Here is a 19,081-nt window from a genome sequence, read left to right as displayed (position 1 = left end):
AGTTATGCTGCAACCGGGACAACGACACGGGGAGAAGCGACGCAACGTGGCAGGGCACGGGATGTACCGGCGGCGCGACACCCGACGCGAGCACCTGGTCGCCGAGATCACCAACGACCTCCGGCGGTACGCGGTGGACGCCCAGCACGTCGCCCACGCCTTCGCCGGCCTGCACGGACTCGGCGGCACCGACCTCCAGGCGCTGATCGCGGTGATGGACGCCGAACTGCGCGGCGACCCGATCACCCCCGGCCGCCTCGGCGAGCAGCTCAACCTCTCCTCCGGCTCGGTCACCGCCCTGGTCGACCGCCTGGAACGCGCCGGGCACCTCCGCCGCGACCGGGACACCACCGACCGGCGCAAGATCCTGCTGCACTACGCCGAGCAGGGCGCCGCCGTCGCGATGGAGTTCTTCCGGCCGCTCGGCGCGCGCACCGACGCGGTGATGGCCGGGTTCACCGACGACGAGCTGGAGGTCGTGCACCGGTTCATGGTGGGGATGAGCGCCTCGCTGCGGCAGCACCGCGACGACGTCCGCGCCGCCCGCCCCGAACCGGCCCGACGCCGGGCGGAGTAGATGCTCACCCGGCTCGCCTCCGGCCTGCTGCGACTGCCACCGGCCCGCGCCCGGGTCACCCTGACGCGGGACGTCGCGGTGCGCGTCCGCGACGGGGTGACGCTGCGCACCGACCACTACGCGCCCGACCCGCCCGACGCCCCCACCGTGCTGATCCGCACCCCGTACGGGCGGGGCGGACCGATGCGGCTGCTCGGCCGGCTCGTCGCCGCCCACGGCTACCACGTGGTCGTCCAGTCCTGCCGCGGCACCTACGGCTCCGGCGGCGCCTTCGAGCCCCTCGTGCACGAGCGCGCCGACGGCCTCGACACCCTCGACTGGCTACGCCGGCAACCCTGGTACACCGGCGCGTTCGGCATGTTCGGCGCCAGCTACCAGGGCTTCGTGCAGTGGGCGCTGGCCGCCGAGGCCGGCGACGAGCTGCGCGCCATGGTCGCCGTGGTGACCGCCTCCACCACCCGCGACTCCACGTACGCGGGGGAGTCGTTCTCGCTGGACACCGTACTGACCTGGGCGGAGCTGCTCCAGGCCCAGACCGTGCCCTGGCTGGCCCGGCAGTGGGAACTCAAACGCGGTCAGCCCCACCTCGCCGCCGCCCTCGCCCACCTGCCGCTGGCCGAGGCGGACCGGATCGCCACCGGGGTCACCGTCCCGTTCTTCCAGGAGTGGCTGCGCCACCACACGCCCGACGCGGCGTACTGGCGGGACCGGGTCTTCGACAGCCGGCTCGCCGAGGTGCGCGCCCCGGTGCTGATGGTCAGCGGGTGGCACGACATCTTCCTCCCCGCCCAGCTCGCCGACCACGCCGTCCTGCGCGCCGCCGGCACCCCGTGCCGGCTGACCGTCGGCCCGTGGACGCACGGCAGCCCCGGGCTGCTGCTCGCCGCGCTGCGGGAGGGGCTGGACTGGCTCGACACCCACCTCGCCGGTCGTCGCCCCGTCGCCGGCACCGCCGGGGTCCGCGTGCACGTCGGCGGGGACGGCGGCGGTTGGCGGGACCTGCCGGACTGGCCGCCGCCGGGTGAACGGAGCAGCTGGCACCTGCACCCCGGCGCGGCGCTGCGACCGGAACCGTCGACGGAGTCGCCCCCCGACCGGTTCCGGTACGACCCGGCGGACCCGACCCCGTCCCTGGGCGGGCCGCTGCTGGTCGCCCAGCGGGCCGGCCCGGTGGACAACCGTCCGGTCGAGGCCCGTCCCGACGTGCTCACCTTCACCAGCGCCCCGCTGGCCGCGCCGCTGGAGGTCGTCGGCCCGGTGCACGCCGAGATCTACGTCCGCAGCGAACTGGCGCACCTGGACGTCTTCGTCCGCCTCTGCGACGTGGACCCGCGCGGCCGGTCGTGGAACGTCTGCGACGGGCTGGTGCGGCTCTGGCCGGGACGCTTCCCGACCGACGACACCGGCGCGGTCCGGGTGCCGGTGCCGCTCTGGCCCGTGGCGCACCGCTTCGCCCCCGGGCACCGGCTACGGGTGCAGGTCACCGGCGGTGCCCACCCCCGGTACGCCCGCAACCCCGGCACCGGCGAACCGCTCGGTACGGCGGTCACCCTGCGGGCCGGCTGGCGGGAGGTGCTGCACGACCCGGCGCACCCGTCGGCGGTGCACCTACCGGTGCCGTGACGCACGCGGTGGCGGCGCCCCCGAGGGTGCGCCGCCACCGGCACGGTCTACAGCGGGCGGACGTTGTCCGCCTGCGGACCCTTCTGACCCTGGGTCACCTCGAACTCGACCTTCTGTCCCTCGTTCAACTCCCGGTAGCCACTCGTCGCGATCGCCGAGTAGTGGACGAAGACGTCCGGTCCTCCGCCATCCTGCTCGATGAAGCCGAAGCCCTTTTCAGAGTTGAACCACTTGACCGTGCCGGTTGCCATGCATCTCTCCCTGTTGCCATGGGTGACCACCGGCGTCTGGCCGATGATCGCCCTGTACCTCCCCGACAGTAGCCGCCCGCGCCCCCGTACGCTGGCCGAAGTGCCGGGTCGATTTGTGAAACCGCCCCGTCGCCGGGTCGATGACGGCATGCTTGCCCGAATGGACGGCGCGACGCGGGACGCCGCCGCCGCGTTGCGGCGGGAAATCCACGCACCCGGACATGGTCCCGACCGGCTGCGGCTGGCGCCGACCCCCCTGGTGCCCGAGGTGCGGCTGCACGTCGCCGAGGACGCCATCCTCTGGTGGGCCCGGATGGAGGCCGCGGCCGGACACCGGCTGCCCGCCCCGTACTGGGCCTCGGCCTGGGCCGGTGGCCAGGCGCTGGCCCGCTACCTGCTGGACCATCCCCGGGTCGCGGCCGGACGCCGGGTGCTCGACCTCGCCACCGGCTCCGGGCTGGTGGCCATCGCCGCCGCCCTGACCGGGGCGGCGCGGGTGCGGGCCAGCGACATCGACCCGTACGCCGTGGCCGCCGTGGGTTTCAACGCCCACGCCAACCGGGTCGCCGTCGACGCCAGCGCCACCGACCTGCTCGACACCGACGGCGGTGACGTCGACCTGCTGCTGGCCGGGGACGTCTTCTACGACCGGCCGATGACCGACCGGGTGCTGCCCTTCCTGGAGCGGGTCGCCGCGCGTGGCGTGGACGTGCTGGTCGGCGACCCGGGCCGGGGCTACCTGCCGGAGGAACGGCTGGAGGCGCTCGCCGTCTACCGGGTGCCGAGCACCGAGGTCGCCGTCGAGGCGCCGGTGCGCCGGGTGCGGATCATGCGCCCGCGCCGCCGTCCCGGGTGACACCCGACCCCCGGTCCGGGTCGTTCTCAGGGAAAAGCCGGGGCCAAAGCCCCATGTGTACGGTGGTGACCCCGGCATAGCCTCATCCGCATGACGGATTGGCTGGCCCAGATCGGAGAGCTCCCCACCGTGCTGCTGATGGGGGTGCTCGGTGTGGTCATGCTCTTCGACGCCATCCCGCTGCTCGGTGTGCTCGTCCCGGGCGACGTGGCGGTGCTGGCGGCGGTCGGGGTGGGGCAGCCCGCCGCGACGTTCGCCTCGTTCACCGCGGTCGTCGGGGGATGCCTGGCCGGCTGGTCGGCGAGCTACCTGGTCGGTCGCCACTACGGGGGACGGCTGCGGGCCAGCCGGATCGGGGACTGGATCGGAGAGGACCGCTGGGCGGCCGCCGAGGGGATCCTGCACCGGGGCGGCGGCCGGATGGTGCTGGTCGCGCCCTTCCTTCCGGTGTTCAACGCGCTGCTGCCGCTCGCGGCGGGCGGCCTGCGGATGCCGTACCGGCGTTTCGTGGCCTGCGCCGCCTCCGGGGCGGTGCTCTGGGCGGGCCTCTACGTCGTGCTCGGCTCGCTGGCCCGGTCGCTGGGTGGTCTGCTGCCGGGGGATTCCGCAGCCTGGGGCACCCTGGGGTTCGGCATGCTCTTCGGCATGGTGGTGCTCCTGGCCAGCCGTCGCCGGCTGCGCGGCGCGGCCGTCGCCGCCAGCGCCTCGTAGCGACGAGACGCCGGGACGGCGCGACCGCGCCGGCCGGGGTCAGACCGGACCGGATGGCCGGTCACCCGGGGCGGTGCCGGGCCGGTGGCGCGGCCGCGAGGGTCACCGGCTCCGCACCCACGGCCACGCACCCGCCCGGCCGCCCTCGATCAGCGGCACCATCCGGAACGCGGCATCCGTCAATCCCGCGAACACGTGCCGGTTGCCGCCGCCGGACGGGGCGTGCCCCAGCCGGTAGCCGGCCAGGTTCCACGTGTACAACGGCACCGTGGCCGGCACCGACCGGGTCACCTCGTCGCCGTCGACACCGGCCTGCTCGTCGGTCAACACGACCACCCGGTCGTGCCGGGCGACGTGCTTGCGCAGCGCCGCGGCGGTCGCCGTGCCACCGCCGAGGAACCAGCCGCCCGCCTGCCAGCGTTCGATCGACCGCAGCAGCGACTCGCCCCTCCGGAGCGGAAACACCTTGGTGTGCGCGCGCTCCGGGTCACCCCAGCTCCGGGCCGTCGAGGAGAAGGACACCACGTCCGCGCGGGCACACCGCTGGGCGAGGGCGACCCCGAAGACGACGGCGGCGTCCCACCGCCGGACGGTGCCGTCCTTCGAGAACGTGTCGGTCATGCTGCCCGACGTGTCGACCATGACCAGCGTCCGGCCGGGAAGGGACGGGACGTTGGCCAGGGCGTGGGTGAGCGCCCGGTCGAGCGGGTACGACCACCGCAGCGACGGGGCGGCCCGGTACGCGGACAGGAACCGCATCGGCATCTGCCGGGACCGCGCCACCTCGGCCGGGTCGGCCAGCCGGGCGGCCACGGTCGCGGCCACCTCGTCGGAGACGCCCGCCTGGTCGAAGTTCCGCAGGTTCCGCAGGAGCGCCATGTAGCCCATGGACGGGACGAGCGCCTCCCACAGCTTCGCCCGGTCGACCCGGTCACCGGCCAGGGACAGGGCGTCCTCCCACGTCATGCCCGCCTCGCGGAGCCGGTCGGCGTCGAGCAGCACCGTCGGGTCGGCGACGGCGGCGGCGCGCAGTGCGACGTTGCGGTGGAGCACCGGAAGCGAGTCCGGGATCGGCTTGTCGCGGTGGTGCCGGCGGTCCAGGGCGTGCGCGAAGAGGTCACCACGCCAGGGGGTGTCGGCGCTCGGGTGCACGAGGTCGACGACGTCACCGAACCGGAAGCCCTTGCTGGCGGTGTCGTACTTGAGCAGGGACCGCTCGGTGTACAGGCGCAGCAGGGAGTCGGCCACGCCCCGCTTGACCGGCTTGGGCACGGCGCGGCCGTGGCGGGACGTCCAGTAGGCGAGTGCCTCACCCGGCTCGTCCGCCCGCTGTAGCACGTCGGCGACGATGCGGCGGGAACCGGGAATCCCGGCCGACACCATGGCCTTGGCGGCCTCCAACGCGCCGACGAGAGCCGCGCTGCGCAGGTTCGCGTCGCCGCGCAGCCAGCGCAGGAACTCGCCGGTCCACTCCGGGTCCTCGACGGCCACCCGGTGGACCAGGTCGACGTAGCGGCTGTCGCGGGCGTCCGACGACTCGTAGAAGGTCTTCTCGCCGACCAGGTTGGTGACCGCGAGGAGGAACAGTTCCGACCTGGCGTCCCGCGCGTAGCCGGGAGCTCCCTCACCGGTGGTGCCGGTCGGCACCGACTCGCTGACGACGGGCGAGGTGCTGGCCGGGCGGAAGACGTTGCGGATGGCGTTGAACTTGCTCATGGATGAGATCTGCCTCCACGCACCGGGAGGAGGCATGCGTCCAGAGTGCGGGTGCCCGAGATCAAGGCGGTGGCGGTGACGAAAGCGCTCTGGGCCGCTGAGCTACCCCGGCACGGCCGGGGGCGGGATTCGAACCCGCGACCTCTCCATTACCAGTGGAAGTAACCGCAACCTACGCACCGGGCACCCGCATCTGAAGTTGTTGCCACTCCCGAGATCAGGGGTGCTCCCCGGCATGGTTTCTTGGCAGGAAGTAGCCGTGGAGCCGCGCACCGGGAGGTGCCGCGCCAAGCTATCACCCGGCATGTACCACCGACGAGCCGATTTGGTCGGCCCGTCGGTGGGCAGGAGTTTGATTCCGGGGTTCTTGCCGGGCTGACGGCGTTCTGCTCCGCTCGAAGGAGCCCAACGCGAAGACCATCTTCGCTGTGGACGTCAACCGAAGAAGTTCCCGCCGCTCGTCGGCTATGGGCTCCTCGTCGACTCGGATCCGGAAGCCCGCTCGGCAATCCGGCACGTTCGACGACACCCCACGTCCCGCTCCGGCTGTGAGGACGGGCGGTGCCAGGACCGCCTTGTCCGCCCTCCCAGCGGCGGGGTTCCCTTCCTGGAGGTCCATGTTCGCCGCTGCTCAGCAGCAGGCGCAGCCCGCGAAGAAGCCTCTCCACGACGGGCACCGCCAGGTACTCGCCGCCGTCCGCGACGGACGCACCTCCCCGAACGCGATCCGCGAAGCCACCGACTACTCCGGACGTCAGGTGTACAGCCTGCTCAACGAGCTGGTGGAGACGCACGGGGTGGTGCGATCGGCCGGTCACGGTCAGTATGTGCTGACTGACAACCGGGAGGTGGCTGCCTGATGACTGATCGTTCCGCGTCGGCTGTTTCCGGTCAACGGAACTGCGCCCTCTACCGGTTCTGGGTGCGCCACCCCGAAACCGGTGAGCGCGCCCTCGGGTACATCGGGGAGACCGGACGGCTGCCGTTCCAGCGGCTGATGGAGCACATCTACCAGCAGCCGTGGGCAGACACCATCCTCGCGTGGGAGGTCGACCCCATCACCTTCCCCCACAAGGCTTCCGTGCTGGCCGCCGAGCGCAGGGCCATCGAAACCGAGCTACCGCTGTACAACGTCGACGGGAACCTGGCCAACCCGGGCCGGATCCCACCCGGCCGGGCAGTCCTCCAACGGCAGGCCCGCGACCCCGGCTGGGTGCAGCCGCAGCGGAACGTACGGGTGCCCCGTCAGCGGGCACCCCGAACCACTGCCGCACCGCGCCCAGTCCGACGCACCGCACCCCCTTCGCAGCTCACCCGCTGGTGGAGGAAGTACCAGACCACCATCTCCGTGTGGGCCGTGCTGTGGCTGCTGCTGTGGGCTGTTCTGTGGTGGCTCGGCCGGAACGCTTGGACCGGCTGGGAAGAACCACGTAACGCCGCGATCCTCGCCTCCATCGCGTGGGCTCTCGCCCTGTGGGGCCGCCTGGGTGCCGGCAACCGCCGACCACCCCGACGCACCCGCGCCCGGAAGAGGACCCGCCGGTGACGCCCGCTCTCTGGCTGTGGCTGATCCGCGACCGCGACAACGTCGACCGATAGGCTGTCAGCGTGTGGCCTGAGCAGTGAGAACACCCGCTGACGGCCGGGGTGGCGGAGATTCGCACCCGCCACCTCGGCCCGTACAGGGCTCTTCTGCGCGGGGAGGTCAGCCGCACTGAGGCAGCGCAGTGGTCAGCGGACCTCGACGCACACCAGGACGACGTCACCACCAGCCGTGCTGACGCTGCAGCCCTGCCACCAGAACCAGCAGGATGATGCCCAGCCCGAACCACGCAGAGCGTAGGCGAGTAAGGGGCGGATCGTCTCGGAGCGGTTCGGTTCTCCGAACCGGTGGCGTCGGCTGGCCCGCGATGTGGGGGTCAACGTGGTGGCGAACCTCATCGCCATCCGCATGTGGTTGCGGTGAGGCGGACTACGGGAGGTCGAACAGGGTGGGTGCGTCCGGGTCGGGTTCCGAGCGTGGTCGGGGGATGCAGGGTGGGAGTAGGCCGCGCTGCCGGGCGCATTCTTCGCCGTAGCCGTCGTGGAGCCGCCTGGTGGGTACGGGCCGGCGGCAGCATCGGCAGCGTGGCGGTGGTGGCTCGGGTAGCTGTAGCAGCGGTTCCGGGGTTGTGTGGTTCATCGGCTGGCCTTCCATTCTGCTAGCACTATGGCTGCTCGGGTGCTGGCGTGCCGAACGGGTCGTCGCCGATGAGGAGGGGTAGGTCGTAGATGGACAGGTCGGGGCGTGTCCGTGCGTAGCGGACGTGGTGCCCTCAGCAGCCGTGCTCGTAGGCGGCCTGAACGTCGACCACGACCGTCGGTTGAACCTGGGTGTAGCGCAGGGGTACGGGCGGTCCCACTGACCGGTCCAGGTGGCCGGTAGTGGCTGCGTGCGAACGCGAAAGGCCCGGAGCCGACGACGGTCGGCCCCGAGCCTCCTGGCCACGAAGGGTGATCTACCAGCCGCGGGCCCGCCACTGCGGCACCGCCGGGCGCTCCGCGCCGAGCGTGGAGTCCTTGCCGTGGCCGGGGTAGAACCAGGTCTCGTCGGGCAGCCGGTCGAACAGCTTGTGCTCGACGTCGTCGAGCAGCGAGGCGAACCGCGTCGGGTCCTTGTCGGTGTTGCCGACCCCGCCCGGGAACAACGAGTCGCCGGTGAACAGGTGGGGGATGCCGGCCGGGTCCCGGTAGAGCAGGGCGATCGAGCCGGGGGTGTGCCCCACGATGTGGATCACCTCCAGCGCGCAGTCGCCGACCGGCACGGTGTCGCCCTCGGTCAGCGTCTCCGACTTGATCGGCAGCCCCTCGGCGTCGTCCGCGTGCACCAGGGACCGGGCGCCGGTGGCCGCGACAACCTCTTCCAGGGCGACCCAGTGGTCCATGTGCCGATGGGTGGTGACCACGGCGGTCAGGCCGGCGTCGCCGACCAGGTCGAGCAGGCGGGGTGCCTCGTTGGCCGCGTCGACGAGCACCTGGTCACCGGTGGCCTGACAGCGCAGCAGGTAGGCGTTGTTGTCCATCGGGCCCACCGACAGCTTGGTGATGGTGAGCCGGTCGAGTTCGCGTACGGCCGGCGGGCCGCCGGGGGTGACGTCTCCGCGGTAGGTCATCGGGGTTCTACATCCATTCGGGTGGGAGCGGGAGAGGGCGGTCGGGAGCGACGGTGAGCGTCCGGCCGTCGGCGCGGCCGGTGAGCCAGGCGGCCAGCTCGGAAGCGGGACCGGTGATCGTCGGGGCTGCTGCGGGGGCACCGACGACGAGCTGGTGCCGGACACCGTCGAACCGCAGCACCATGGCCGGGGCGTCGGCCCGGTCGGCCAGCCCGGCGGTCACCTCGTGCAGCAGTCGGTGGGCGAACGCCTCCGACCAGTCGGCCGGCTGGTAGCCGGCGGCGAGGTCGACGTGGTGCACCTCGATCTCCCGCAGCCGGCCCCAGACGAGCGTGGCCGCCGGCAGCGGGCCGCGTCGCCCCTGGACGCTGGCGGCCCACGCCTCGACCGGCATGGCGGCGACCGCCTCGGCGAACCGGTCGGTGCACCGGCGCAGGTCGTCCAGGTGGGCCTCGGGTGGTCGGGTCGCGCCGGCGGTGATGTCCGCCTCGCGGGCGGCGTCGCTGGCGTACATCGGGACGTGCTCGCCGGTGCGGGCGGCGGTGAGCAGGTTGACCAGCCCGTCGGCGTTGCGGGCCAGGTGGGCCAGGACGTGTCCCCGCGTCCAGCCGGGCAGCAGCGACGCGTCGGCCAGGTCGGCGGCGTCGAAGCGGGCGGCGGTGCGGAGCAGTCGGTCCGTGGCGGCGTCCACCTCGCTCATGAGCAGAAGCGGATCGGTCACGTGGCCGACCCTATCCCCACCGGGTGCCGGCGTGCGGTGGAAATCGGTTTCGGCGTGTCGGCGTGCCACCTACCGTCGACGTCGACGCAGGCGACGGTTCACCACGGGGGTGTCGTTTCCGCTGGCCGCGTGCCCGCCGACCACTCGTTCGCAACCGATGGGGATGCCATGACGATCGATCTCACCGCCCTCGGCTGGGATGCCGCCCGCGCGGCGGCCGCCCGGCGTGGGCAGCGTCCCGGCCGGGTGGCCCGGGTCGACCGGGGGGTCTGCACGGTGCTCTGCGCCGAGGGGCCGGTCCGGGCGAGTCTGGGCGGCGCGGTCCTGGCCGCCGCGGCACGTGACCTGACCAACCTGCCGTGTGCCGGGGACTGGGTGCTGCTGGGCGCCTGGCCGGACGGGCCGGTGACCGTGGAGAAGGTGCTGCCCCGTCGGACGGCGCTCGTCCGGCGTACCGCCGGCCGGGACGCCAGCGGGCAGGTGCTGGCGGCGAACCTGGACGCGGTCGCCGTGGTCGAGCCGGTGCACCCCACGCCGGACGTCGCCCGCCTGGAACGGCTGCTCTCCCTGGTGCACGCCTCCGGGGCCCGGCCGCTGGTCGTGCTCAGCAAGGCAGACCTGGCGCCGGACGCGGCGGCGGTGGCCCGCCAGCTCGCCGAGGTCGCGCCGGGCGTGCCGGTGCTGCCGGTCAGCGCGGAGCGCGGAGCGGGGCTGGACCCGCTGCGCGCCGAGGTCGCCCCGGGCCGGACGCTCGGGCTGCTCGGGATCTCCGGCGCGGGCAAGTCGAGCCTGGTCAACGCGCTGGCCGGGGCGGTGGTGATGCCGACCCAGGCGATCCGGCGGGTCGACGGCAAGGGGCGGCACACCACCACCTGGCGGGCGCTGGTGCCCATCCCCGGCGGTGGTGCGGTCCTGGACACCCCGGGCGTACGGGCGGTCGGCCTGCTGGACGGTGCCGACGGCCTGGACCGGGCGTTCGCCGACGTCACGGCGCTCGCCTCGACGTGCCGCTTCGCCGACTGCGGGCACGCTGTCGAGCCGGGGTGTGCGGTCCGGGCGGCGCTGGAGACCGGCGAGTTGACCGCCCGGCGCTGGGAGAGCTGGCGCAAGCTCCAACGGGAGCTGGCGGTCGAGAGCCGGCGACGGGAGGCCCGGCTGGCCGCCGACCGGCGGGGCGGCTGGCGGCGCGGGCGACGGCACACCGCCCGGCCCTGAGCCGCCCCGGCGCGCCGCCGGGCTGCCGGGGCCGGGCACGGGCCGGGTGAGCTGGGGGAATGCGTCGGCGCGGGAAAGTGTCGTACCCCGGGGCTAGAGTTGCCGGGGCGCTTTCCCTGCGCCGACCGACCGCTCGGATTGCCATCAGAGCGGGACAGATCACCTCATCTTCCTGAATCCTGGAGTACTCGGACAGTGGCCGACCGTCTGACAATCCGTGGCGCCCGCGAGCACAACCTGCGTGACGTCAGTCTCGACCTGCCCCGGGACGCGCTGATCGTCTTCACCGGGCTCTCCGGGTCGGGCAAGTCGAGCCTGGCCTTCGACACGATCTTCGCCGAGGGGCAGCGGCGCTACGTGGAGTCGCTCTCCTCGTACGCCCGGCAGTTCCTCGGTCAGATGGACAAGCCCGACGTCGACTTCATCGAGGGCCTCAGCCCGGCCGTCTCGATCGACCAGAAGTCGACCTCGCGCAACCCGCGCTCCACCGTCGGCACCATCACCGAGGTCTACGACTACCTCCGGCTGTTCTTCGCCCGGGTCGGTGAGCCGCACTGCCCGGTCTGCGGCGAACGGATCTCCAAGCAGAGCCCGCAGCAGATCGTCGACCGGGTGCTCGCGATGACCGAGGGCACCCGGTTCATGGTGCTCGCGCCGGTGGTCCGCGGGCGCAAGGGCGAGTACGTCGACCTCTTCGCCGAACTCCAGGGCAAGGGGTACGCCCGGGCCCGGATCGACGGCGTGGTGCATCCGCTGACCGAGCCGCCGAAGCTGAAGAAGCAGGAGAAGCACACCATCGAGGTGGTGATCGACCGGCTCACCGTCAAGCCCAGCGCCAAGCAGCGGCTGACCGACTCGGTCGAGGCCGCGCTCGGGCTCTCCGGCGGGCTGGTCCTGCTCGACTTCGTCGACCTCCCCGAGGACGACCCGGAGCGCGAGCGCCGTTACTCCGAGCACCTGGCCTGCCCGAACGACCACCCGCTCGCGATCGAGGACCTGGAACCCCGGGTGTTCTCCTTCAACGCCCCGTACGGTGCCTGCCCCGAGTGCACCGGCCTGGGCACCAAGAAGGAGGTCGACCCGGAGCTGATCATCCCCGACCCGGAGCGCACCCTGCGCGAGGGCGCGATCCAGCCCTGGGGAAGCGGGCACAACCTGGAGTACTTCCTCCGCCTGCTGGAGGCGCTCGGCGAGAGCGAGCACTTCGACCTGGACACCTCGTGGCGGGCGCTGCCGGCCCGGGCGCAGAAGACCATCCTGCACGGCTCCGGCGACCAGGTGCACGTGCGCTACCGCAACAAGTACGGCCGTGAGCGTTCCTACTACACCGGCTTCGAGGGCGTGGTGCAGTGGATCGAACGCCGGCACACCGACACCGAGTCGGACTGGTCGCGGGAGAAGTACGAGGGCTACATGCGGGACGTGCCCTGCGCGGCCTGCGGTGGTGCCCGGCTCAAGCCGGAGGTCCTCGCGGTCACCGTGGCCGGCAAGAGCATCGCCGAGGTCTGCAACCTCTCGGTGGGGGAGTGCGCCGACCTGCTCGCCGGCATCGAGTTGACCGACCGGCAGAAGATGATCGCCGAGCGGGTGCTCAAGGAGATCAACGCCCGGCTGCGGTTCCTGCTCGACGTCGGCCTGGACTACCTCTCCCTCGACCGCCCGGCGGGCACGCTCTCCGGGGGCGAGGCGCAGCGGATCCGGCTCGCCACCCAGATCGGGTCCGGCCTGGTCGGCGTGCTCTACGTGCTCGACGAGCCGTCGATCGGCCTGCACCAGCGGGACAACCACCGCCTGATCGAGACCCTGCTGCGGCTGCGCGGCCTGGGCAACACGCTGATCGTGGTCGAGCACGACGAGGACACCATCCGGGTGGCCGACTGGATCGTCGACATCGGGCCGGGCGCGGGCGAGCACGGCGGCCGGATCGTGCACTCCGGCTCGGTGCCCGCCCTGCTCGACAACCCGGAGTCGGTCACCGGGGCGTACCTGTCCGGGCGGAAGTCGATCCCGACGCCGGCGCGGCGCCGCCCGCAGACTCCGGACCGGGAGCTGGTCGTGCACGGCGCACGGGAGCACAATCTGCGCAACCTGACCGTGGCGTTCCCGTTGGGGCAGCTCATCGCGGTCACCGGGGTCAGCGGCTCCGGCAAGTCGACCCTGGTCAACGACATCCTGTACACGGTGCTGGCCAACCAGATCAACGGTGCCCGGCTGGTGCCCGGCCGGCACACCCGGATCACCGGCCTGGAGCACGTCGACAAGGTCGTCGGCGTCGACCAGTCCCCGATCGGCCGTACGCCCCGGTCGAACCCGGCCACCTACACCGGGGTCTGGGACCACGTCCGCAAGCTCTTCGCCGAGACCACCGAGGCCAAGGTCCGGGGGTACGGCCCGGGCCGGTTCTCGTTCAACGTCAAGGGCGGCCGGTGCGAGGCGTGCTCCGGCGACGGCACCCTGAAGATCGAGATGAACTTCCTGCCCGACGTGTACGTCCCCTGCGAGGTCTGCAAGGGCGCCCGGTACAACCGGGAGACCCTGGAGGTGCACTACAAGGGCAAGACCGTCTCCGACGTGCTGGACATGCCGATCGAGGAGGCGGCCGAGTTCTTCTCCGCCATCCCGGCGATCCACCGCCACCTGAAGACCCTGGTCGACGTCGGTCTCGGCTACGTCCGCCTCGGCCAGCCCGCGCCGACGCTGTCCGGCGGTGAGGCGCAGCGGGTCAAGCTCGCCTCCGAGTTGCAGAAGCGCTCCACCGGCCGGACGGTCTACGTGCTCGACGAGCCGACCACCGGCCTGCACTTCGAGGACATCCGCAAGCTGCTGATGGTCCTGGAGGGGCTGGTCGACAAGGGCAACACGGTGATCACCATCGAGCACAACCTCGACGTGATCAAGACGGCCGACTGGCTGATCGACATGGGTCCGGAGGGCGGTCACCGGGGTGGCACGGTGCTCGCCACCGGCACCCCGGAGGAGGTCGCCGAGGTGTCCGAGAGCCACACCGGTCAGTTCCTGCGCCCGGTGCTCGGCCTCGACGGCGAGGCCCGGGGTGCGACGGCGGCCACCGGCCGGGCGGCGAAGGCCAACGCCGGTCGGTCCCGCACCAGCACCACCCGGCGGTCGCCGGCCCGGTCCCGCTGAGGGCGGGCGGGGTGTCGCCCCGGCGGTGGTTGAACCGTCCGGGACAGTGGTCCGTACTTGCAGGCATGGCCGCGGATCATGGAGGGCGGCACGGAGTGCGAGAGAGAGGTCGGGCATGAGTGACGACAACGGGCTGACCGGGCCGGCCACCCGACGAACCCTGCTCGCCGGGGCCGGCGCGGTCGGCGCGGCGGTCGTCCTGACCGCCTGCGGCGGTGACGACGAGCCGGCGGGTTCCGGCTCCGCGGCCCCGACCAGCGGTGGTCCGGGCGTGTCGCCCAGCGCCGACGCGGGCGGCGACCGGGGCGCGGCCGACGCCATCGTCGGCACCGCCGACGTCCCGGTCGGCGGCGGGGTCATCTTCGCCAGCAAGGGCGTGGTGATCACCCAGCCCAGCGCCGGGGTGTTCAAGGGGTTCAGCCCGATCTGCACCCACCAGAAGTGCCCGGTGTCCAGGATCGACGGCGGCACCATCATCTGCACCTGCCACAACAGCAAGTTCTCGATCGAGGACGGCTCGGTCAAGGGTGGCCCGGCCAAGCAGCCGCTGCCGGCGAAGGAGATCGTCGTCGACGGCGACCAGATCCGCCTGGCCTGACGGACACCGGGGCGGCCGGCACGCGGGACCGTGCCGGCCGCCCCGGCCTTTCCGACGGCGCGTCGGGTGTGCCCACCGGCCCGGCGTGGAGCGGGCGGCCCCGGCCGCCCGCTCCCGCCACGGTGTCAGTGGGTGTACACCGCCATCTCCCAGAGCGAGAAGCCGTAGGTGGTGGCCCGGGTCAGGCCGCGCATGCGCACGTACCGGGCGTTCTCGGTGGGGAAGGCGATCGCGTCGGTGCCGCCGTCGCCGGCCGTGGTCGACCAGGCGGTGCGCCAGGTGGTCCCGTCCGTGGAGACCTCGATCCGGTACGACCGCGCGTACGCCGCCTCCCAGGCCAGCACCACCCGGCTCACCGGCCGGGCCGAGCCAAGGTCGACGGTGAGCCACTGGTCGTCGGCCTTGGAGCTGGACCACCGGGTGCCCAGATCCCCGTCCACCGCCCGCGTGGCGGGGTAGCCGAGCTGACTGCTCGACGCGGTCACCGGCCGCTGCGCGGCCAGGTTGGTCAGGTCGTCGCCGCGCTTCGCCGGGAAGGAGACGACCTGCTGGTAGGTGGGCCGGTTCTGCCAGGCGATCGGGGCGTGGGTGATCCCGCCCAGCGGCGACTGGACGATCGCGTCGGCGCACCACTGGTCACCGGCCGCGCAGGTGCTGTCCCCCGGGTAGGTCTGGGTGGCCGGGGTGGCCGCCGCCGCACCGAGCGTGTCGAGCAGGATCTGCCGGCAGCCGGTGAGGCTGCCGTCGCCGCAGTGGGTGCGGCCGAGGCCGCCCGCGACCGGGTCGCCGAGCACCGCGCGCAGGTCCTTGTCGACCCAGCCCCACCAGCCGTACTGGAACGCGGAGCCCTTGTGGGTCTGGGTCGTGCTGGCCGACCCGGGCAGGGTCGACTTGTCGCCGGACTGGTGGCCGGAGGGGGACTCGTTGACCGCGAGGGTGTTCACCAGCGCCTGGTAGAGGTCCGCGCCGAGCGGTGCGGAGAACATCCCCTTGACCAGCAGCGGCCACCAGGCGTCGAAGGTGCGGATCGCCTCGGCGTGCCGGTAGACCTTCGAGCCCTTCGCGGTCTCCACCCGCAGCGCGCCGTCCTGCCGCCACGCCTTGAGTCGGCTGATCTCGGCGGCCAGGGTGGCGTCGGTGACCGGCTGGCTCTCCAGCACCCGGATCAGCTCGTCGAGTACCTCGGCGCCGCGCAGGTCGGTCAGGCCGGCCCGTTCCACCAGCGAGGTGAGCGAGGCCCGGTCGAACTTCTGTCCGGACGCGATCGCCGCCTTGATCGGCTTGTCGAGCAGGTCACCCCGGTGCACTGCGCCGAAGCTGAAGTTGCCGTCGGCCGCACCGAAGTCCTTGGCCTGCTTGTTGTTCCAGCTGACGTAGTAGTCCTGGTTCTTCGACTGGGGGTGGGCGGACAGCGGCGCGGACCGGGCGGTGTTGGTGGCCGGGTCGAAGCCCTGCCACTCGTACGCCGGCTCGGCCTTCATCGGCAGGTTCGGATTGGACCCGGCGGCGCGCAGCGGGTTGAGGCCCGAGTTCAGGTACGCCGACTCGGTGGAGTTGACGTAGAACCAGTTGAAGGCGTAGTCGACGTTGTTCGCCGAGGCGATGAAGGCGTCGGCGGAGCCCATCTGGGCCGGGTCGTTGAACAGTTGGAAGCCGATCGCGGAGTCGGCCTCGTGCCGGTAGGTGGAGCGCAGCTGGGTTAAGGCGTGCGGCCGGCCGCCCACGGTGCCCCGCCAGGCCACCAGGCCGAGCTTCGTCCGCCAGGTGACCAGCCGGTACGACCCGGCCGGCGTGCTGTCGGCCAGGGTGGGCTTCCACGCGTTGACGTGGGACAGCTTCTCCATCGGGAGGCACTGCCCCCGGAAGAGGTAGTGGTCGCTGCCGAGCGTCGGCGCGCTGCCGTCGGGGGTGCAGAGCGGCACCGCGTACGTGTCGGTGATGTCCTGGACCGCGGAGGTCGCGCTCCACGCGTAGTCCTGGCCCCGGCCGAGCAGCACGTAGAGGTTCAGCCCGGCGAAGGCGGCACCCCGGGCGCTGATCCCCGGCCCCTGCAACTCCTGGACCATCAGCAGCTGGGGTGCGAAGTACCCGGTCTGCGGGCCGAAGACGGCGATCGGGTGGCCGGTCGCGGAGTGCGCGGCGGAGATCACGGCGGCGTTGGACATGCCCCGGTGGGCCGGACTGATGGTCAGCCCGGAGAGCGCGGCGGCCAGGTCCGCGCCCCGGGTGGTGGCGGTGCTGCCGGCGGAGCCGGTGGGGTCGGTGAAGACCGGCTCGGGGCGGGCCGAGCCGGCATCCGGCAGCGCCACGCTCGCCGCGTTCGGGTCGGCGGCTCCGTACGGGAAACTCTGCCCGTCGTGCAGGGTCAGGACGGCCTCCGGGTCGTTCTGACCGCGGAACGCGTTCCACACCCGGTCGCCCTCGGTCGGGCCGTACTTGGCCCGGGCGGCGATCCGGACCAGCGCGGACTGCATCTCGGCGCCGCCCCCGCCGCCGAACAGGCCGCCGACCACCCCGGCGATGGCGATCAGGTCGGTCATCGTGAACGGCTCCGGGCCGCCCTCGTTGGTGATCGCGTCGAGGTGCCCGGTCAGCACGTACTCGCCCGGGCAGTTGCGGTCGTCCATGCAGTCGCGGACGTAGGCGTTGATGCCGGCGATGTACTCCTGCACGTCGGCGTAGAGCTGCTCGCCGCGCGGGCCCTTGGTGCGCAGCGCGTCGACCTGGGCCTGGAGGTCGGCCTCGGTGTACGGCGAGTTGCGCCAGACGCTCTGCTCCAGGGCCCGGTTGCCGGGCGCGCCGCCGGCGAACGGGGTGAGGATGCCCCGCCCGACGCGTCGCAGCAGGTCGATGGTGAAGAGGCGGTCCTCGGCGCCGGCGTACCCGGCGCCGTACATGGTGCCGCCCCGGGTGGTGCCGGTGATGTGCGGGACGCCGGTCGCCTTGTCCCGCACGATCCGTACGTCGGCGCGCGGCGAGTACTCCCGCTCGACCTGGCTGGGCGGCACGCCGAAGGACGCGTCGTTGAAGAAGGAACCGATCTGGTCCTGACGGAGTCCGGCGTAGCCGTAGACGAGGTCGGCGTACCGGCCGAGCTGGTCGCCGGAGTGCCGGGGCAGGGTGCCCAGCGTCTGGTGGGCGAGGATCTCGACCAGGGTGGCGTTGCCGTTCTGGCCGGGCGGCACGATGTCGCCGCACTCACCGAGGCAGTAGTCGTTGGCGGCGAACGTGGTGGTGCCGGTGCCCTTCGCGACGACGGCGGGCGCGCCGGCCGCCGGGTCAGGTGTGGGGGAGACGAGCAGGGCGGCGAGGCCGACGACGGCGGTCGCGCCGGCCAGGAGACGGCGGGTGGTGGTGGGACGGGGCATGTGATCCTCCGCAGGCTGGGGATCATGACGCGGGACGGGAGTGCCGGGTGTGACGTGAGGAACATTCGGTTACCGGATGGTAGGCCGGACCGGCCAGCATTGGAAGACGTCAATCGAGGTCCCGGTCCGAGGTGTTGAGTGTGCCGGGATTGCTCGATAGCCTTCGATCTCTGGTGTCGTCGCCGGGCCGGGCGCGGCCCACGTCGGGAAGGGAAGCCGGATGATCTCCGTACGCCTGCTCGCGTCGGCGGCGCTGCTCGCCGCCCTGGTCCCCGTCGCGACACCCGCCGCGGCGGCACCCGCGCCGGCCGCCACGGGCGCCTTCTCGGTGCTCACCTACAACGTCGCCGGCCTGCCCGAACCGCTCTCCGACAGCAACCCGGCCGTCAACACCGGCCCGATCGGCGAGCGGGTCAACGCGTACGACATCGTGCACGTCCAGGAGGACTTCAACTACCACACCGACCTGTACGCCACCGACCGGCACCCGTACCGGACCCGGACCAGCGGGCCCGTGCCGTTCGGCAGCGGCCTGAACACGATGTCGAACCTGCCGTACTCGAACTTCCACCGGGTGACCTGGAACCGGTGCGCCGGCACCGACTGCCTCACCCCGAAGGGCTTCACCGCCTCCCGGATCCAGCTGGCCGAGGGGGTGTTCGTCGACTTCTACAACGTGCACGCCAACGCCGGCAGCGACGAGCGGGACCTCGCCGCCCGGCGGGACAACCTCGCCCAGCTCTCGGCGTACATCACGGCCAACTCCGCCGGCAACGCGGTGGTGGTGATGGGCGACCTGAACGTCCGCTACACCCGCACCGGCGACACCATCCGGGAACTGGTCGCCGCCAACGGCCTCACCGACGTCTGGGTGGAGCAGGAACGCGGCGGCGTGCCCCCGGCGCTCGGCAGCCCGGCGCTGACCTGCGACCCGGCCAACGTCACCAACGCCTGCGAGGTGGTCGACAAGATCCTCTACCGGAGCAACGCGTCGGTCCAGCTCGACCTGGTCCGCTACGCCAACGAGCACCAGCGGTTCCTGGACCCGGCCGGCGAACCGCTGTCCGACCACTACCCGCACGCCGCGTGGTTCTCCTGGAGCCTCGCCGGCTGACCACCGGGTGACGGGACCGGCCGGCGGGCCGGCGA

Annotated in this window: 15 protein-coding genes and 1 tRNA gene; 10 read left to right on the top strand and 6 right to left on the bottom strand. The window is 72.6% G+C overall.

Features of this window, described 5'->3' with window-relative positions:
- The first annotated feature begins 61 nt into the window (after positions 1-61).
- Both IGA62_RS02820 and IGA62_RS02815 read left to right on the top strand, forming a co-directional pair.
- On the top strand, positions 62-577 hold the full coding sequence (locus IGA62_RS02820) for a MarR family winged helix-turn-helix transcriptional regulator (protein WP_145821841.1): 516 nt from the start codon (positions 62-64) through the stop codon (positions 575-577).
- Positions 578-2,200, top strand: coding sequence for a CocE/NonD family hydrolase (locus IGA62_RS02815; RefSeq protein WP_145816460.1), 1,623 nt, complete (start codon positions 578-580; stop codon positions 2,198-2,200). It abuts the gene before it with no gap.
- A 47-nt stretch (positions 2,201-2,247) separates the two neighbouring features.
- Here the strand turns inward: IGA62_RS02815 and IGA62_RS02810 are convergent, their stop codons facing one another.
- On the bottom strand, positions 2,248-2,451 hold the full coding sequence (locus IGA62_RS02810; protein WP_088983014.1) for a cold-shock protein: 204 nt from the start codon (positions 2,449-2,451) through the stop codon (positions 2,248-2,250).
- A 160-nt stretch (positions 2,452-2,611) separates the two neighbouring features.
- Between IGA62_RS02810 and IGA62_RS02805 the strand changes: the two genes are divergently transcribed.
- Positions 2,612-3,307 (top strand): class I SAM-dependent methyltransferase, encoded by a 696-nt coding sequence (locus IGA62_RS02805; protein WP_232624861.1) that lies wholly within the window; start codon positions 2,612-2,614, stop codon positions 3,305-3,307.
- 90 nt (positions 3,308-3,397) lie between these two features.
- Entirely contained in the window at positions 3,398-4,018 is a 621-nt protein-coding gene (locus IGA62_RS02800) for a DedA family protein (RefSeq protein ID WP_145816464.1), read from the top strand.
- A gap of 102 nt (positions 4,019-4,120) precedes the next feature.
- Here IGA62_RS02800 and IGA62_RS02795 read toward each other — a convergent pair whose 3' ends face one another.
- Both IGA62_RS02795 and IGA62_RS02790 read right to left on the bottom strand, forming a co-directional pair.
- Entirely contained in the window at positions 4,121-5,734 is a 1,614-nt protein-coding gene (locus tag IGA62_RS02795; protein WP_145816466.1) for a TROVE domain-containing protein, read from the bottom strand.
- Positions 5,735-5,848: 114 nt separating this feature from the next.
- Positions 5,849-5,919: transfer RNA gene (locus IGA62_RS02790), tRNA-Ser, on the bottom strand.
- A gap of 432 nt (positions 5,920-6,351) precedes the next feature.
- Here IGA62_RS02790 and IGA62_RS02785 point away from each other — a divergent pair.
- Both IGA62_RS02785 and IGA62_RS02780 read left to right on the top strand, forming a co-directional pair.
- Positions 6,352-6,594 (top strand): hypothetical protein, encoded by a 243-nt coding sequence (locus tag IGA62_RS02785; RefSeq protein ID WP_145816468.1) that lies wholly within the window; start codon positions 6,352-6,354, stop codon positions 6,592-6,594.
- Positions 6,594-7,280, top strand: coding sequence for a hypothetical protein (locus IGA62_RS02780; RefSeq protein ID WP_145816470.1), 687 nt, complete (start codon positions 6,594-6,596; stop codon positions 7,278-7,280). Before IGA62_RS02785 ends, IGA62_RS02780 begins: the two co-directional genes overlap by 1 nt.
- A 952-nt stretch (positions 7,281-8,232) precedes the next feature.
- Here IGA62_RS02780 and IGA62_RS02775 read toward each other — a convergent pair.
- Both IGA62_RS02775 and IGA62_RS02770 read right to left on the bottom strand, forming a co-directional pair.
- Positions 8,233-8,886, bottom strand: coding sequence for an MBL fold metallo-hydrolase (locus tag IGA62_RS02775; protein ID WP_145816472.1), 654 nt, complete (start codon positions 8,884-8,886; stop codon positions 8,233-8,235).
- Positions 8,887-8,893: 7 nt separating this feature from the next.
- Positions 8,894-9,586: a maleylpyruvate isomerase family mycothiol-dependent enzyme gene (locus IGA62_RS02770; RefSeq protein WP_145821842.1), complete on the bottom strand. Its 693-nt coding sequence runs from the start codon at positions 9,584-9,586 to the stop codon at positions 8,894-8,896.
- A 189-nt stretch (positions 9,587-9,775) separates the two neighbouring features.
- Between IGA62_RS02770 and rsgA the strand changes: the two genes are divergently transcribed.
- The 3 genes from rsgA (at position 9,776) to IGA62_RS02755 (ending at position 14,564) form a co-directional block, all read left to right on the top strand.
- The gene (gene rsgA, locus IGA62_RS02765; protein WP_145816474.1) at positions 9,776-10,822 is read left to right on the top strand and encodes a ribosome small subunit-dependent GTPase A; all 1,047 of its coding nucleotides are present in this window, start codon (positions 9,776-9,778) and stop codon (positions 10,820-10,822) included.
- Between the two features lie 195 nt (positions 10,823-11,017).
- The gene (gene uvrA, locus IGA62_RS02760; protein WP_145816476.1) at positions 11,018-13,966 is read left to right on the top strand and encodes an excinuclease ABC subunit UvrA; all 2,949 of its coding nucleotides are present in this window, start codon (positions 11,018-11,020) and stop codon (positions 13,964-13,966) included.
- Positions 13,967-14,081: 115 nt separating this feature from the next.
- On the top strand, positions 14,082-14,564 hold the full coding sequence (locus tag IGA62_RS02755; RefSeq protein WP_145816478.1) for a Rieske (2Fe-2S) protein: 483 nt from the start codon (positions 14,082-14,084) through the stop codon (positions 14,562-14,564).
- A gap of 125 nt (positions 14,565-14,689) precedes the next feature.
- On the opposite strand, the gene IGA62_RS02750 is transcribed toward IGA62_RS02755, so the two are convergent.
- On the bottom strand, positions 14,690-17,932 hold the full coding sequence (locus IGA62_RS02750) for a penicillin acylase family protein (RefSeq protein WP_145816480.1): 3,243 nt from the start codon (positions 17,930-17,932) through the stop codon (positions 14,690-14,692).
- A gap of 220 nt (positions 17,933-18,152) precedes the next feature.
- On the opposite strand from IGA62_RS02750, the gene IGA62_RS02745 reads away from it, so the two are divergent.
- Positions 18,153-19,046 (top strand): exonuclease/endonuclease/phosphatase family protein, encoded by an 894-nt coding sequence (locus tag IGA62_RS02745; protein WP_145816482.1) that lies wholly within the window; start codon positions 18,153-18,155, stop codon positions 19,044-19,046.
- The last annotated feature ends 35 nt before the right edge of the window (positions 19,047-19,081 follow it).

This window comes from Micromonospora sagamiensis (assembly GCF_014680085.1).
Taxonomy (GTDB): domain Bacteria; phylum Actinomycetota; class Actinomycetes; order Mycobacteriales; family Micromonosporaceae; genus Micromonospora; species Micromonospora inyonensis.
This window is presented reverse-complemented; position numbering and strand designations above follow the sequence as displayed.